Here is a 13,864-nt window from a genome sequence, read left to right as displayed (position 1 = left end):
AGCGATGACGGCGTAGCGCCTAAGGCTTCGCAAGTGGCGCCTGAACGTTTTGTGAGGTGAGGCGGCTTTACCTTTTCACCTTACTACAATTCTTTCGGCAGTGGTTTGCCGGGCCGCGCATCGAGGGATACTGCGTAGTGCTGAAGATTGGAATCATCTCGGATACCCACGGGCTCCTGCGGCCTGAGGCTGAGCAAGGGCTTGCCGGGGTGGCGCATATCATCCACGCTGGCGATATTGGTTGCGCGGACGTTCTCGTCAGACTCCGTCGGATTGCGCCTGTCACTGCGATCAGGGGAAACATCGATACCGGCGACTTGGCGAAACGTTATCCGGACACTCAGGTGGTACGGCTTGGCGAGCGGTCTTTCTATGTCTTGCATGACCTTCAGCAACTGCAGATCGATCCAGCAGTTTGCGGAATTGACGTGGTGGTTTCCGGCCACTCGCATCGTCCGCGGATCGAAACGATTGACGATGTGCTCTATCTAAATCCTGGAAGCGCCGGGCCACGGCGTTTCAAGCTGCCTATCACACTGGCTACTTTGGAGCTAACCGCAAGCGACCTTCGGCCAGTCATTCACGACCTTAGTCGCGCCGAGTGATGTGGACGAGGCTCGACGGAGCACTGAGCAGTGTCCTCTCTAGGGATATTCCAGACCGTGCTGGAACAGGAAGATTAGAAAAAAGCCCGACCGGCATCGCGGCTCGGGCTTTCCTTTTATCCTGCAATCGATCTAGTGAATGGTACGAATCAAATATTAGCCGACACCACCGACAACGATCACGGTTGGTGCGGCCCAAAGTATCAGTACTGGCATATTCGGCCTTCTGTTCAGCCTCCTCACTGCAGCAAGCACTATGCCGCGGTCGTATTCACCATCGACCGAGCGTCACGCTGCCGGTGCAGTCTTGGCGCTCCGATTGCTTCTCCCTTCCTTCCGAACGACAGCGCGAGATGCGAGCGGCGCCGGCATCCGAGGCGGCCTATGGCGAAGCTCACTTAGGGTCAAAACCTGACCGGCTCGAATGCCCGCTTCTGGCTGCCGGCGCAAAGCGGACATTCGCCAAGACCGTGAAGTCAGCTAGGTGCCATGACCGACGTTGGCTCACTGTTGCGCGCTCGGACGACGAAGCTAGGATAGAAACCAAAAGGGAGACCGCAATGGCTATCCTGGGTGCCATCTTAGTGGTCGCAGGAAGCGCGATTGTACTCGGGTGCGCAATCCTTTGCGCTTGGTCTGCTTACCGGCAGAAGCGATCGAGCGGCCCAGACGAGGGTTCGGCTCGTCCACCCGAGGTCTGAGACGGAGTCGGTTCGTCGACTGATAAGTAAATCTTACAAATGGAGTCAGTTGAGAAATTGATAGGTTTGGGTGGGCGAAATCGTGCCTTCGTTGCCAGTGTCATTCGTCTTTAGTCAGCAACCACAGACGAGCCAAGGCTTCGTAGGGATCGTGACCGTCGCCTTCTAGGCTACTAGAAGTGTGCGTTGCGACCCAATAACCTGAACGCCGCCTAACGATGGCTTGAAGCTTGTCGCCTAACGTGCCGCACAGCTCCTCGAGCGTTGGGATCGGAATATCCGGCAAATCGGGATGCTGGAATATAGAGATCGCCATCATAGGGCGCCCAATGCGTGAAATGTAAGGAAATCCAGCATCGTCGAGTTCCTTGGCCAGCGCATAGTTCATGACTACAAATCCACCAGCGGACTTCTGTCGCTGAGCAAAGCGTGTTTGAATCAAGAGGCAAAACTATCGGCAAAGGCGACTAAGGATCGATCAGTATCCGCAAGCCAGAAGTTTCGAGGCCAAGGCGCTCAGTCATCTGCGGGGCAGGCGAACGACTGCTACGCCGATGGCAAGAGAGGAATCAGCTTACTGATAAAAGCTGGTCGCAAACGGAGTAAGTTGGCCGAGCGATAAGGAAATGGCAAAATGGAGTTAGTCGGATTATTGATAAGGCTTGGTCGCAAATGGAGTCAGTTGGCCAACTGATAAGGTTTTGCCGAAAACTTATCAGTTCTTGCGCCGCCCCGCCCTGCCTTTTGACAGCGTGGGAAAGCGTCGTCTAAAGCCATACGAGTTCAGCGCATCAACGCCACACCTCTGCGCTGATACAATTCAGCCAGCGTCACCGGGGCGGTCTGTCGTCCGACCCGCTCATTGACGGCCAGCAGCGCCAAGAGACTCGGCAACGTGCAGGTCAAGACCAGTAGATCTCAGATCACCGACAACGAATTCCGCCCTGTTCGCCAGAGACACAGCGACGCTCAAAATGCAATTGCACCATTCCGGTTAGAAGGTTGGCGGCGTGTTGATCCAAACCGCCCGCATCTGTGTCTTCCCCGGATTGCAGTAGGCATGGGGAAGTTCGGATGGAAAGTAGAAGGAATCTCCGGCGCGAAGCAGATGCTTCTCGTTGTTGATCGTCAATTCCAGTTGCCCCTCGACAATGAAGCCGACCTCTTCACCCTTGTGTTGCAGGGTGCCGTTGGTGTGGCCACCGGGTTCAATGACGACGAGGAAACCCTCGAGCAGTCGACCTTCCGCCGAGGGCACCAGGATCTCCGCCAGAACGCCTTCGCTTCCGGCCGCCTTGGAATGCCCGATCGTCCTGCGCTGCTCGGGACGCATGATGGTCCATGGCTCCGCGACATCGCTGCTAAGCAGCGTCGAGACGCTCAGGTTCAGCGCCTTGCAAAGGCGATGCAGCGTGGTCAGTGACGGAATCGCGCGTTCGTTCTCGATCTTCGACAACATACTTTCCGAACAGCTTGCACTGTCGGCCACATCCTTGAGCCGCATGTGGTTCGCGAGGCGTGCGTGCTTGAGCCGTGCCCCGATGCGCGGGCCATCCAGAGAGGGCTGAGTGGCTGGCTGCTTTTTCGCAGTCGTTGTCCGTTTCGTCTTCAATTCTCGATTCTCCACAACCGCAGCTTTACCCAAGCAAGTGCCGTTGAGCAATGCTCGCTTTATCAGCATTGCTGCTCAATTTATCGACATGAAAGTAACTTGAATATGATGCAATATAACTTGAATGACAGCAGACGGAGATCGCGATGGTGCGTCCACTGGACCTCGGCATTTTTCTTCCCAACGCCAAAGGGGGAGCGATCATGGCGACGGGCTCCCCGCCCCAGTACTCTCCAAAGTGGGAGTTGAATAAGAAGAACGCGATTCTCGCCGAGCGGGCGGGCTTCGAGTTCCTGTTGTCGATGGTGAAGTGGCGCGGTTTCGGCGGGGAAACCAACCATTGGGACTACTCGCTCGAGTCCTTCACGTTGATGGCGGCCTGCGCCGCCGTGACCTCAAGAATCCAGCTCTACGCCTCGGTGGCGATCCCGACCATCCATCCCGGTGTCATCGCCAAGATGGCCTCGACGATCGACGATATCAGCAAGGGCAGGTTCGGCGTCAACATCGTCAGCGGGTGGAATAAGCTCGAATACTCACAGATGGGGCTCTGGCAGGGCGACGACTATTTCAAGCGCCGCTATGAGTATGCGGCAGAATATCTGGACCTGCTCCGGAGGCTCTGGACTGAAGATCGGGTCACCCACCACAGCGACTTCTTTCACTTCGACGACTGCAAGTCATATCCGAAGCCGTCGCGCCAGATACCGATCATCTGCGCCGGGCAATCCGATCGTGGGATCGCATTCACGTCGCAACATGCCGATTTCGGCTTCCTCGGCGGTCAGGACGACTCGCTAGAGGATCTCGGCCGGCTGAACGACAAACTCCAGGCCTCGGCCGACAGTTTCGGACGCAACGTCGGGGCCTATGTGCTGCTGACGGTGATCGCGGAGGAGACCGATGAGGCCGCTTTTGCCAAGCGCGATCACTACATCAAGACCAGCGACAAGGCGGCGATGGCCGAGTGGGCCCGTGTGGCCGGCATGGACTTTTCGCGTGCGACCTACCGGGACCTCGAAGTCCAGACTTTCATGGCGATTCCCTACATTGCCGGATCTTACCAGACGGTCGCCCGATATCTGGACGGGCTTGCCGAAAACGGGCTCGCTGGCGTCTGCTTCATCTTCCCGGACTACGAGCGCGATCTCGAGCGCCTAATCGACAACGTTCTTCCGCTCTTGAAGCACCAGCGAACCGCCCAGCAGCACTCCATGGCGCTTGTCCCATGACCATCCAGCCGATCGCTGATGAGGCGCTCGCGCAGATTTTTACGCGCGCGAGGACGCATTCCGTCTGGAGCCCGACGCCGATACCGATGTCGATATTCGCGGACCTGTACGAGCTCGCCAGGCTCGGGCCGACCAGCGCCAACTGCTCGCCAATGCGCCTTGCATTTGTCACCACCCAGGCCGCGAAAGAGCGGCTGTTGCCCGCTTTGTCCAGAGGAAACCTGAAGAAAGCTGCTTCAGCGCCGGCAATCGCAATCGTCGCGCAGGATCGGAATTATCTCGATCGTCTGCCTGAACTTTTTCCGGTCGGCTACGACGCCCGGAGCTGGTTCAATACGTCGCCCGATGCTGTGGCAGTCCACGGAGAACGCAACACCATGTTGCAGGCCGCCTACCTGATCGTGGCTGCCCGCGCGCTGGGGCTCGACTGCGGGCCGATGTCCGGCTTTGATCGCGATGCGGTCAACGCGGCGTTCTTCACGGAGCTGCCATGGGACGCAAAGCTTCTCGTCAGTCTCGGGCACGGAGCTGAACCCATTCGCGAGCCGCGGAAACCGCGGCTCAGCGCCGAAGAAGCCTGTCGGTTTCTGTGATCAACGGAGCTTATGATGTCGATTCGCGACGGAACGCCGGCATTCGGTTCATTCATCGTCGAGCACGCCAGCATCTCGACCGTCCGAATTGCGGCGAGCACGGGCGCCGATTTCCTGATCTTCGATGGCGAGCATGGGCCCATGGACCTCGTATCCATGCGTAATGCCGTCGCCGCTAGCACTATGTTGAAAGTAGATGCCTTTGTTCGGGTACCAAGTGTCGAGAGTGAACTGTTGCCCCAGAGCCTCGATGCCGGAGCCAGGGGAATAGTTATCCCGAACGTGCAATCCGCCGAGGAAGCGCGGCGGGCCATCGAACGGGCAAAGTTTCCGCCGGCAGGTCAGCGCGGGGCTGCATTTGGGAGTGCCCAGGACGGTTATACGGCAGGCGACATCGCCGCGAAGGTGTCGCAGGCAAATCGGCGAACAATGATCCTGTGCATGATCGAAAGCCCGACTGGTGCGGCAGAAGCCGATCAGATTGCTTCAATCGAAGGCATTGATGGCCTCTGGTTCGGTTACATCGATTTCAGCATTGCAGCCGGCATCCCGGGACAGATCGGCCATGAGACGGTCGTCGCCGCGGCCGAGCAAGTAGCGGCGGCTTGCCGGCGGTACGGCAAGAGAGCCGGCGTGATGGTGACGTCCGCAGGCGAACTGGCGCACTACGTCACGCACGGATTTGATCTTCTTGCCTTCGGATCCGACGCCTTCGTGATGAAGCAGGGGTTTTCGACCGGCTTTGAGCTGTGTCGCAGCGGTTTTGCCAATGTCCACCAGCAGAGATGACAGGAGTGATGATGAGCACGAATGATTCCGTACCGACGATCGACATTTCGAGATTTACGGATGGGACAGCATCGGAGCGCGATGCGGTCGTTCGCCAAGTCGCCGAGACCTGCGAGCGCATCGGCTTCTTTCTCATCAAGGGGCATGGCGTTACCGACGATCTCATTGCGCGAACATATGGCTCCGCGCGCGCATTTTTCGATCTCCCGAAGGAGGAGAAACTGGAGGTCAAGCGGAACAGGCCCGAGGTCAGCCGCGGCTACAATTCTCTGGCCGATCAAAGTCTCTCCCGCAGCATGGGCATCCTCTCGCCGCCCGACCTTCAGGAGAGCTTCAACATCGGGCCGCTGAATGCAGGACCGGATCCCTATTTCACCGAAGGGTTTGGGGCGATCCATTTTGCGCCGAATCAGTGGCCAAAAAAGCCGGCCGACTTCCATCAGAATGCGGCGGCATATTACGGCGCGATGGAGAAGGTCTCATGGCAATTGATGCGCATCTTCGCGCTGTCGCTCGGCCTCGAGGAAAGCTTCTTTGACGGCAAGATCGACAAGCACGTTAGCAGCCTTCGGTTCATTAACTATCCCGATCAGCCGACGCCTCCCGCAGAGGGCCAGAAGCGCGCCGGCGAGCATACCGATTATGGAGCGCTCACGATCCTGAAGGTCGAGGATTCGCCCGGAGGCCTCCAGGTCCGCGACCGGGCGGGCCATTGGATCGACATCGGCTATGTGCCGGGGACCTTCGTCGTCAACATCGGTGACCTCATGATGCAATGGACCAACGATCATTGGATCTCAACGTTGCACAGGGTCATGAATCCACCGGTCGACGCTGCCACGGGCAGCCGCCGTATCTCCTTGGTATTCTTCCATCAGCCGAACTACGACGCGGAAGTGGCGTGCCTTCCGACCTGCGCCTCGGCGGGGAATCCGGCCAAATACGCGCCGACGACGTCGGGCGCGCATTGGCGTGGGAAGAACCAGGCGGCCCGGAACGTGAAGCAGCCGGAAGAGAAAGTTGCCTGATAAAGTTACTTTCTGCACCAGAAAGTGACTTGAAAATCGGCGTTGCCTTCCGGTGCAAGCAAGGTATCGGAAGAAATTCAATCGAAACATCAAGGCAGTCGGCCGTGGCATCGTTCTTGCGATGCTCCTGATTGCGCAACATTCGGAGTCAGACATGGCAGGTGATAAAGCTTCGATCTCGGTAACTCGCCGCAGTGCTCTCGTGACGATTGGATCCGCCGCGGGCGCGGCCTTGCTACATCGTCCGTCTTATGCCGCTGACCGCCTCAAGGTAGCAAGCGTGTACTCGGTACCGGTCGATCAACAGTGGGCAAGCCGACTTCATATCGCCTTAAAGGCGGCCGAGGCGCGTGGCGACATCGAATATGGCTGGTCGGAGAGCGTGGCGAATACCGACATGGAACGTACGATCCGGGATTGGGCCGAGAAGAAATCGCAGCTCGTCATCGCGGATGCCTTCGCGATCGAGCGTAACGCAAGAAAGGTTGCGTCGGACTACCCCAAGACCGCGTTCCTGATGGGGTCGAGCTTCGGACCGACGGATCCGAACTACTCCGTGTTCGACAATTTCATCCAGGATGCGTCCTATTTGACGGGCATCATCGCGGGTGGGATGTCGAAGTCGGGCACCATCGGCATGGTCGGCGGCTATCCAATCCCCGAGGTCAACCGTCTGATGAATGCGTTCATGGATGGCGTGCGTGAAGTCAATCCGAAGGCCAAGTTCTTCGTCAGCTTCATCGGGAGCTGGTTTGATCCTCCCAAGGCCAAGGAGGCCGCCTATGCGCAGATCGAGCGGGGCGCGGACCTGCTCTATGCAGAGCGCTTTGGCGTCTCCGACGCCGCCAAGGAGAAGGGCGTGCTGACGATCGGCAATCTGGTCAACACCCAGCCGCAATATCCCAACACAGTTGTCGCATCCGCGCTCTGGCACATGGAGCCGACCATCGACAAGGTCATCGCGAAGCTCAAGGACGGAGCTTACAAGGCCGAGGACTACGGCTCCTTCAGCATGATGAAGGCCGGAGGCGCCTCTCTCTCGCCCCTCGGAACGTTTGAAGGCAAGGTGCCGGGCGAGATCATGGCCAAGGTCGCGGAACGCGAGAAGGCCATTCGGGGTGGAAGCTTCGTGGTGAAGGTGAACGATAGCGAACCGAAATCAACGGTGTGAACGACCAGGCAATCCCGGTGGAAGGGTCAATCGGAATTCGTGGGCCGGCCCTGCGCATTTCAGGCGTTACCAAGCGATTTGGCACGCTCGTTGCGAATGAGGATGTGAGCTTCACGCTCAACGCGGGGCAGGTTGTCGCGCTGCTCGGAGAGAATGGTGCGGGCAAGACGACCCTGATGAATATTCTGTTCGGCCACTACGTGGCCGACAGCGGCCACATCGAGGTCAACGGGGCCTCTCTTGCATCGGGATCGCCCCAGGCCGCGCTCCGAGCCGGCATCGGCATGGTGCATCAGCATTTTGCGCTCGCCAACAATCTGACGGTCGCCGAGAATATCATCATCGGCACAGAGCCGTTGTTTCTGCCTTGGCATCGGCCGAAGGCGAAAGACAGGATTCTCGAAATCGCGCAGCGGTATGGCCTTGCCGTCGATCCCGACGCGCTGGTCAGGGATATTTCGGTCGGCGAACGTCAGCGGGTGGAGATTGTCAAAGCGCTCTATCGAAACGTCCGCATCCTCGTCATGGACGAGCCGACGGCGGTTTTGACACCGCAGGAAGCCGAGGGACTGTTTGCGACCCTGCGCAACCTCGTTACGAATGGCGTTGCGGTGATCTTCATCAGCCATAAGCTGCGAGAGGTGATGTCCGTCGCCGACAAGATCGTCGTTATGAGGCAAGGTAAGGTGGTGGCGGAGCGCTTCGTCTCCGAGACCAGCCGGGAAGAGCTCGCCGAGCTGATGGTTGGCCGAAAGGTCGTCTTTCCGGATAGAAAGCCGACGAGCGTTGGAGATCCGGTGCTTCGGCTTGATGGGATCGTCCTTCGGCAGGCCGGCAATCGGCCCAAGATCCTTGATGGCGTCAATCTTGAGGTCAGGCAGCATGAGATCCTGGGCGTCGCCGGGATCTCGGGCAACGGCCAGGCGGCCCTGGCCGATATTGCCTGCGGCGTGCTCGTTCCATCCGAGGGGCTGATCCATCTTTCCGGCCAGCCGGTTCAATCCAATCCATCTGAATTTGTCAAACGCGGCGTGGCGCGCATCCCGGAGGACCGGCATACGACCGGTTTAATCCCAGACATGTCGGTGTGGGAGAACGTGGTGGCCGAGCGCTATCGCTCAGGGGATTTCGCGATTGCCGGTCTCCAGAGGATCGGCGCGGCAAGGAAGTATGCCGAGCTGGTGATCGACCAATTCGACGTGCGCGGCGCGGCTCCGAATACGTCCGCCAGGCAGCTCTCCGGCGGCAACATGCAGAAGCTGATCCTTGGTCGCAGCTTACTGCAAAATCCGGTCATGATTATCGCTACCCAGCCAACGCGTGGATTGGACATCGGCGCCGTCGCCTATGTACACCGCAAACTCCTGGAGGCGCGCGATCGCGGTGCCGGCGTTCTTCTGATCAGCGAAGACCTCGATGAGCTGTTCTCGCTGTCCGATCGCATCGCAGTCATGTTCCGTGGAACTCTCAGCAATCCCATGCGTACCGAAGAGGTCAGCTTGAAGGAATTGGGACTCAAGATGGCTGGCCAATCCAGCACCAGGGGGCGATAGATGCGGCTTGAGAAACGCGACGTCAGCCCGCCGCTCGTCAGACTCACGGCTCCGGTTTTGGCCGTCTTGACAAGCCTGCTGATCTGTTCCTCCCTCATCAAGGCGGCCGGCGCTCCCGTGCTCTGGGCGTACTGGACCATGCTCGTCGGTGCGGTCGGCAGCTTGAATGCACTCTCCGAGACCCTAACACGCGCAACGCCCCTGATCTTCACCGGCCTGGCGGTCGCCGTCGCATTTCGTGCGCGGATCTGGAATATCGGAGCGGAGGGCCAGCTATACGCAGGCGCCCTGGCGACGGTGCTCGTCGCCGCGGACGGTGGCCGGGTCGCCGCCATGGTGCCACACTGGGCGCTTCCCGTCATTGCTGCTGCTGCAGCATTTGTCGCCGGCGCGGCGCTTCTGCTCGGCCCAGTCGTCTTGAAGGTCAAGCTCGGTGTCGACGAGGTGGTCACGACGTTGTTGTCGAATTTCGTGATGCTGCTCTTCGTCTCCTTTCTGCTCGATGGCCCATTCAAGGATCCGATGTCCATGGGGTGGCCGCAGACGCCGCCCGTCGATTCCGCGGTCAGTCTTCGTCATTTGCTTGGAGGCGCCACTAGGCTGCACGCGGGCTTTCTGTTTGCATTGCTGAGCGCGGCATTTCTTTGGCTCTTCAACGTCCGCAGCGTCTGGGGTTACGAGATGCGCGCTGTCGGATACAGCCGGAGCGGCGCACGCTTTGCCGGCATGCCCGTGACCTCGGTGCTTCTTCGCGTCGCGCTCCTGTCCGGTGGAATCGCGGGACTTGCCGGGTTCAACGAGATCGCGGGCGTGAAGGGCTACCTGACGCTCGATATGTCGCCGGGCTTCGGCTACAGCGGCATCGTCGTTGCGATGCTCGCGCAGCTTCATCCCGTGGCCGTGGTTGCGTCAGCGATCTTCGTGGCGGCGATCTTTGTCGGCGCCGATGCCATGAGCCGGGCGGTTGCCGTTCCTAACTACATTGCGGACGTGATGGTCTCGGTGAGCCTGCTCACCATGCTGGTTGCGATGATGCTGACAAGGTATCGGATCTGCCATGAGTAGCACGCTCGACGTTGTCCTCACCGCGAGCTTCTGGGCCGCGACACTGAGAATCAGCGCGCCGCTGCTCTTCGGCACAATCGGAGAGCTGATCTGCGAGCGGGCCGGCGTGCTCAATCTGGGCATCGAAGGGATCATGACCGCCGGCGCGCTCAGTGGCTGGCTCGCTGTCTACTACGGGGCTGATCTCTGGACAGGGGTCTGCGTCGCGGCCTTTATTGGCGCAGCCTTTGGCCTGCTGCATGGCTTTCTGACGGTGTCTCTTGGTCTGTCCCAGCATGTCACAGGGATCGGAATATCGCTGCTGGGGACATCGCTGAGCTATTTCAGTTTCAGACTGCTGATTACTTCGACGGCGACGCCGACCATCAAACCCTTTAGCGCTTTTCGCGTGCCTCTCTTGGCCGATCTTCCCATCATCGGACCTGTCCTGTTTGAGCAATCCCCGCTCATTTATCTGGCGTTCGCGCTCGCCATCGTCGTTACGTACATCTTGTACAGGACCCCGCTAGGGCTCGCGCTCCGGATGGTTGGCGAGAACGCGACGGCTGCCGACGCACAAGGCGTGAGCGTCGCAGGCGTTCGGATCGCGGCCGTCACCGTCGGTTCGGCGATCATGGCGATCGGAGGCGCGTTCCTGACATTATCGGCCTTCAACGCGTTTTTCGTGAACCTCGTCAACGGCCGAGGCTGGATCTGCGTCGCGCTGGTCGTGTTCTCGTCGTGGAATCCGATCAGGGCCATCCTTGCATCGCTGTTCTTTGCTGCGCTGGAAGCGTTGCAGATCCGATTGCAGCAGGGGTCTGGAGGTTTGCCCTATCAATTTTTCCTCATGTTGCCGTACCTATTGAGCATCATCGCGCTCATCGCCGTGGCCCGCCGGGTGTCGGGACCGCAATCCCTGATGGTGCCGTTCAGGCGAGGCGAACGTTAGCAGGCCCGCGTTGCGGCTGCTCAAAAAGTAAACTTGTGCTGGTCCGGCGTTCCTGGCAAATTCAAGTAACTTGAATACAATTCAGGAGAGATGCTTGAGTACGGTCGACGGGATTAGAAGGGCTCTCAGCAACTACGCCACGGGCGTGACCGTCATTACCGCGCGTGACGGCGATGAGCTCTGCGGCCTTACGGCAAACTCGTTCACGTCGGTATCCTTGACGCCGCCACTGCTGCTGTTTTGCGTCGGCCGCGCGCGAACCTCCTACGAGGTCTTCAGAAGGGCCGAGAGCTTCTCGATCAACGTCCTCAGTGCCACCCAGAAGCATCTTTCCGAACGCTTCGCCTCGTCAGGCAGGGAGAAATGGCTCGGGATCGACTATGCCGAGGACGAGCTCGGAAACGCGATCTTTCCGGGTGCCGCTGCCTCGTTCAGTTGTCGCAAGCGGCAGATCATCGATGCCGCCGATCATATGATCGTGCTCGGGGAAGTCATGGACTTTTGGGAAGATCGAAACGATAGCCCGCTGGTGTATTGCCGGAGCAGCTATTGCCTGCCGGTGGATATAAATCGTCATGCTTCCCTGCGTGGCCTGCCATAAAGCAGCACTGGACCTGACGAACGCGATTTCCTGTGTCATCTTCTCCGGGGCGAGCTTCGTCCAGACCCTGACGGCGCGACATGCATCTATTCTCGACGAGCCACCTTTTTGGCGACCAGGCGCAAGTTCTGAACGACGTGTCTATCACGATAAAAGACGGCACGATCGCCCGAATTGAGCCGTCCTCGGCGCCTTCGGGCCGTCGATGTCTCACAATTCCTGCATTGATCAACGCCCACGATCACGCCCGCCCGCGGCTATCGTCCTTTGGTGCGATCGGGATGCCTCTGGAAACCTGGATCTTGCGCTCGGCATTGGCCACACCGCCCGATCCATATCTGGTAGCCGCATCTGCGCTTGCCCGTTCGGCCAAGGCAGGCTGTGGCGGTATGATGATCCACTACACGCGCCCGAGCGGCGGGATGCCGCTGGTCGACGAGGCCAAGGCGATCGCGCGCGCGGCCGAAGATGTCGGGATACGGATCGGCTTTGCCTTGGCAGTGCGTGACCAGAATCCGCTCGTCTATGGGGACAGCGAGAGCCTCCTCGCCAATTTGCCGCCGGGTGCCGCCGCAGTCCTGCGAGAAACTTTCGTCAGGCCTGCGGCCTCACCGAAGCACGCAATTGCACTGACGGAAGACATCGCTTCGGCCATTGAGGGGCCGATGGTGGACGTCCAGTTTGGCCCCGCCGGCGTGCAATGGTGTTCGCGTCCTTTGCTCGAAGCGATCGCCGAGGCATCTGCACTTTCCGGCCGCCGCATCCATATGCACCTTCTGGAGACTCCGTACCAGCGCCGCTGGGCCGATCAGGAGTTTCCAGGCGGAATGGTCGCGTACCTTAGGGACATAGGATTGCTGTCTCCCCGGCTGACCGTCGCTCATTGTGTTCACGTGACCCAAGCAGAACTGGAGATCATCGCGTCGAGCGGCACGCGTATCGTCACCAATTTCAGTTCCAATCTCCACCTTGGCTCTGGCGTTGCCCCGATCGGCCGCGCGCATCGTTGCGGTTGTCCTGTCTGCGTCGGCGTCGACGGTTTGGCGCTGGACGAGGACGACGACATTCTGCGCGAGATGCGGCTGGTCCAGCTTGCGCATCGCGGGGAGGGGTTCCATCCGAATTGGATAGCCTCTGAATTCTTGTGCCTGGCGGTGAGAAACGGACGTGCCGCGATCGGCGCTCCAGGCGATGGAACGCTCAAGCCGGGTGCTCCGGCCGACTTTACGATCCTCGATTACGATGCGCTCGACCGCGACGGTATCGTCAGCACTAATCCGATTAGCCTGCTCTTCAGTCGGGGCAACAGCAACGTAGTCCGCGATGTGATCGTTGCAGGTCGTAGTATCGTAAAGGGCGGTGCCGTGGTTAGCGTTGATTTAGGAGAGATCGAAGACGAGCTAAACGGATATTATAAAGTAAACCTTCCTCTCCATGGCCGGCTTGAATCTTCATGGCTTGAGATCGAGACCGCAATTTCGAGATGGTTTACCGACTTTATGAGCTGCAGTTAGCCTCGAAGGAACTCAGCCGCCTCTACTTCCGAGGCGCAGCGCAGGAAAGAGTCCTTCTGCCAAATGATGGCAGGCAAACGAAATGAAGCCGGTTTGCTGACCGACCGAGCTGCAGAATTGGAGTGTTGGTCGACTGAAAATTGCGCAAACGAGTCAATTCGCCAACTGATAAAGGCTCCATACAGAACGGGGTCAGTGGCGGAATAATAAGAAAATTACACAAACGGAGTCAGTTCGCTAACTGATAAGGTTTGGTCGCTCTCCTTATCAGTTGAATTCAAACGTGTGGCAGGGGTAGGGAACGTGTGTTTCTTTGCCATCTAAGAACGTTGTAGGAATTTTTGCCCGTTGCAGTACGACCCGGCAGAACTCGCTGCGCCGAGAGACGAAGTCATCTCGACTCTCAACGACCGCACCACAGCTCGTCAGCGCGACTTACAGAACAAAATCGAACGCGTCGTTGCTGTTG

13 protein-coding genes are annotated in these 13,864 nt (G+C 59.0%); 11 read left to right on the top strand and 2 right to left on the bottom strand.

Going from position 1 to position 13,864, the window contains the following annotated elements; translation table 11 throughout:
* Positions 1-137: 137 nt before the first annotated feature.
* A complete protein-coding gene (locus UB31_RS35595) occupies positions 138-605 on the top strand; it encodes a metallophosphoesterase family protein (protein WP_045014292.1) in 468 nt (155 codons plus the stop codon).
* 801 nt (positions 606-1,406) lie between these two features.
* Here UB31_RS35595 and UB31_RS35590 read toward each other — a convergent pair.
* The gene (locus UB31_RS35590; RefSeq protein ID WP_045014231.1) at positions 1,407-1,694 is read right to left on the bottom strand and encodes a hypothetical protein; all 288 of its coding nucleotides are present in this window, start codon (positions 1,692-1,694) and stop codon (positions 1,407-1,409) included.
* Between the two features lie 606 nt (positions 1,695-2,300).
* Positions 2,301-2,987: a cupin domain-containing protein gene (locus tag UB31_RS35585; RefSeq protein ID WP_082078735.1), complete on the bottom strand. Its 687-nt coding sequence runs from the start codon at positions 2,985-2,987 to the stop codon at positions 2,301-2,303.
* 77 nt (positions 2,988-3,064) lie between these two features.
* Between UB31_RS35585 and UB31_RS35580 the strand changes: the two genes are divergently transcribed.
* The 10 genes from UB31_RS35580 (at position 3,065) to UB31_RS35535 (ending at position 13,395) form a co-directional block, all read left to right on the top strand.
* Positions 3,065-4,150, top strand: a complete 1,086-nt coding sequence (locus UB31_RS35580) for an LLM class flavin-dependent oxidoreductase (RefSeq protein ID WP_082078734.1) — start codon at positions 3,065-3,067, stop codon at positions 4,148-4,150.
* On the top strand, positions 4,147-4,743 hold the full coding sequence (locus tag UB31_RS35575; protein ID WP_045014229.1) for a malonic semialdehyde reductase: 597 nt from the start codon (positions 4,147-4,149) through the stop codon (positions 4,741-4,743). Before UB31_RS35580 ends, UB31_RS35575 begins: the two co-directional genes overlap by 4 nt.
* Positions 4,744-4,758: 15 nt before the next feature.
* Positions 4,759-5,532, top strand: coding sequence for an HpcH/HpaI aldolase family protein (locus tag UB31_RS35570; RefSeq protein ID WP_197090892.1), 774 nt, complete (start codon positions 4,759-4,761; stop codon positions 5,530-5,532).
* An 8-nt stretch (positions 5,533-5,540) separates the two neighbouring features.
* The gene (locus tag UB31_RS35565) at positions 5,541-6,560 is read left to right on the top strand and encodes an isopenicillin N synthase family dioxygenase (RefSeq protein WP_197090891.1); all 1,020 of its coding nucleotides are present in this window, start codon (positions 5,541-5,543) and stop codon (positions 6,558-6,560) included.
* A 154-nt stretch (positions 6,561-6,714) separates the two neighbouring features.
* Positions 6,715-7,731: a BMP family protein gene (locus tag UB31_RS35560; protein ID WP_045014289.1), complete on the top strand. Its 1,017-nt coding sequence runs from the start codon at positions 6,715-6,717 to the stop codon at positions 7,729-7,731.
* Between the two features lie 35 nt (positions 7,732-7,766).
* Entirely contained in the window at positions 7,767-9,284 is a 1,518-nt protein-coding gene (locus UB31_RS35555) for an ABC transporter ATP-binding protein (protein ID WP_156175717.1), read from the top strand.
* Positions 9,285-10,349 (top strand): ABC transporter permease, encoded by a 1,065-nt coding sequence (locus UB31_RS35550; RefSeq protein ID WP_045014227.1) that lies wholly within the window; start codon positions 9,285-9,287, stop codon positions 10,347-10,349.
* Positions 10,342-11,280: an ABC transporter permease gene (locus tag UB31_RS35545; RefSeq protein ID WP_045014226.1), complete on the top strand. Its 939-nt coding sequence runs from the start codon at positions 10,342-10,344 to the stop codon at positions 11,278-11,280. Before UB31_RS35550 ends, UB31_RS35545 begins: the two co-directional genes overlap by 8 nt.
* A 94-nt stretch (positions 11,281-11,374) precedes the next feature.
* On the top strand, positions 11,375-11,881 hold the full coding sequence (locus UB31_RS35540) for a flavin reductase family protein (RefSeq protein WP_197090890.1): 507 nt from the start codon (positions 11,375-11,377) through the stop codon (positions 11,879-11,881).
* Between the two features lie 80 nt (positions 11,882-11,961).
* Complete coding sequence (locus UB31_RS35535) at positions 11,962-13,395, top strand: amidohydrolase family protein (protein WP_045014224.1); 1,434 nt, start codon at positions 11,962-11,964, stop codon at positions 13,393-13,395.
* Positions 13,396-13,864 lie beyond the last annotated feature (469 nt).

Source organism: Bradyrhizobium sp. LTSP849 (genome assembly GCF_000938255.1).
Lineage (GTDB): Bacteria > Pseudomonadota > Alphaproteobacteria > Rhizobiales > Xanthobacteraceae > Bradyrhizobium.
This window is presented reverse-complemented; position numbering and strand designations above follow the sequence as displayed.

Excerpts from the sequence above, each read along its gene's own strand:
- UB31_RS35550 (WP_045014227.1), top strand. The coding sequence starts at position 9,285 with ATGCGGCTTGAGAAACGCGACGTCAGCCCGCCGCTCGTCAGACTCACG.
- UB31_RS35535 (WP_045014224.1), top strand. The coding sequence starts at position 11,962 with ATGCATCTATTCTCGACGAGCCACCTTTTTGGCGACCAGGCGCAAGTT.
- UB31_RS35580 (WP_082078734.1), top strand. The coding sequence starts at position 3,065 with ATGGTGCGTCCACTGGACCTCGGCATTTTTCTTCCCAACGCCAAAGGG.
- UB31_RS35575 (WP_045014229.1), top strand. The coding sequence starts at position 4,147 with ATGACCATCCAGCCGATCGCTGATGAGGCGCTCGCGCAGATTTTTACG.
- UB31_RS35560 (WP_045014289.1), top strand. The coding sequence starts at position 6,715 with ATGGCAGGTGATAAAGCTTCGATCTCGGTAACTCGCCGCAGTGCTCTC.
- UB31_RS35545 (WP_045014226.1), top strand. The coding sequence starts at position 10,342 with ATGAGTAGCACGCTCGACGTTGTCCTCACCGCGAGCTTCTGGGCCGCG.
- UB31_RS35570 (WP_197090892.1), top strand. The coding sequence starts at position 4,759 with ATGTCGATTCGCGACGGAACGCCGGCATTCGGTTCATTCATCGTCGAG.
- UB31_RS35590 (WP_045014231.1), bottom strand. The coding sequence starts at position 1,694 with ATGAACTATGCGCTGGCCAAGGAACTCGACGATGCTGGATTTCCTTAC.
- UB31_RS35565 (WP_197090891.1), top strand. The coding sequence starts at position 5,541 with ATGATGAGCACGAATGATTCCGTACCGACGATCGACATTTCGAGATTT.
- UB31_RS35585 (WP_082078735.1), bottom strand. The coding sequence starts at position 2,987 with ATGCTGATAAAGCGAGCATTGCTCAACGGCACTTGCTTGGGTAAAGCT.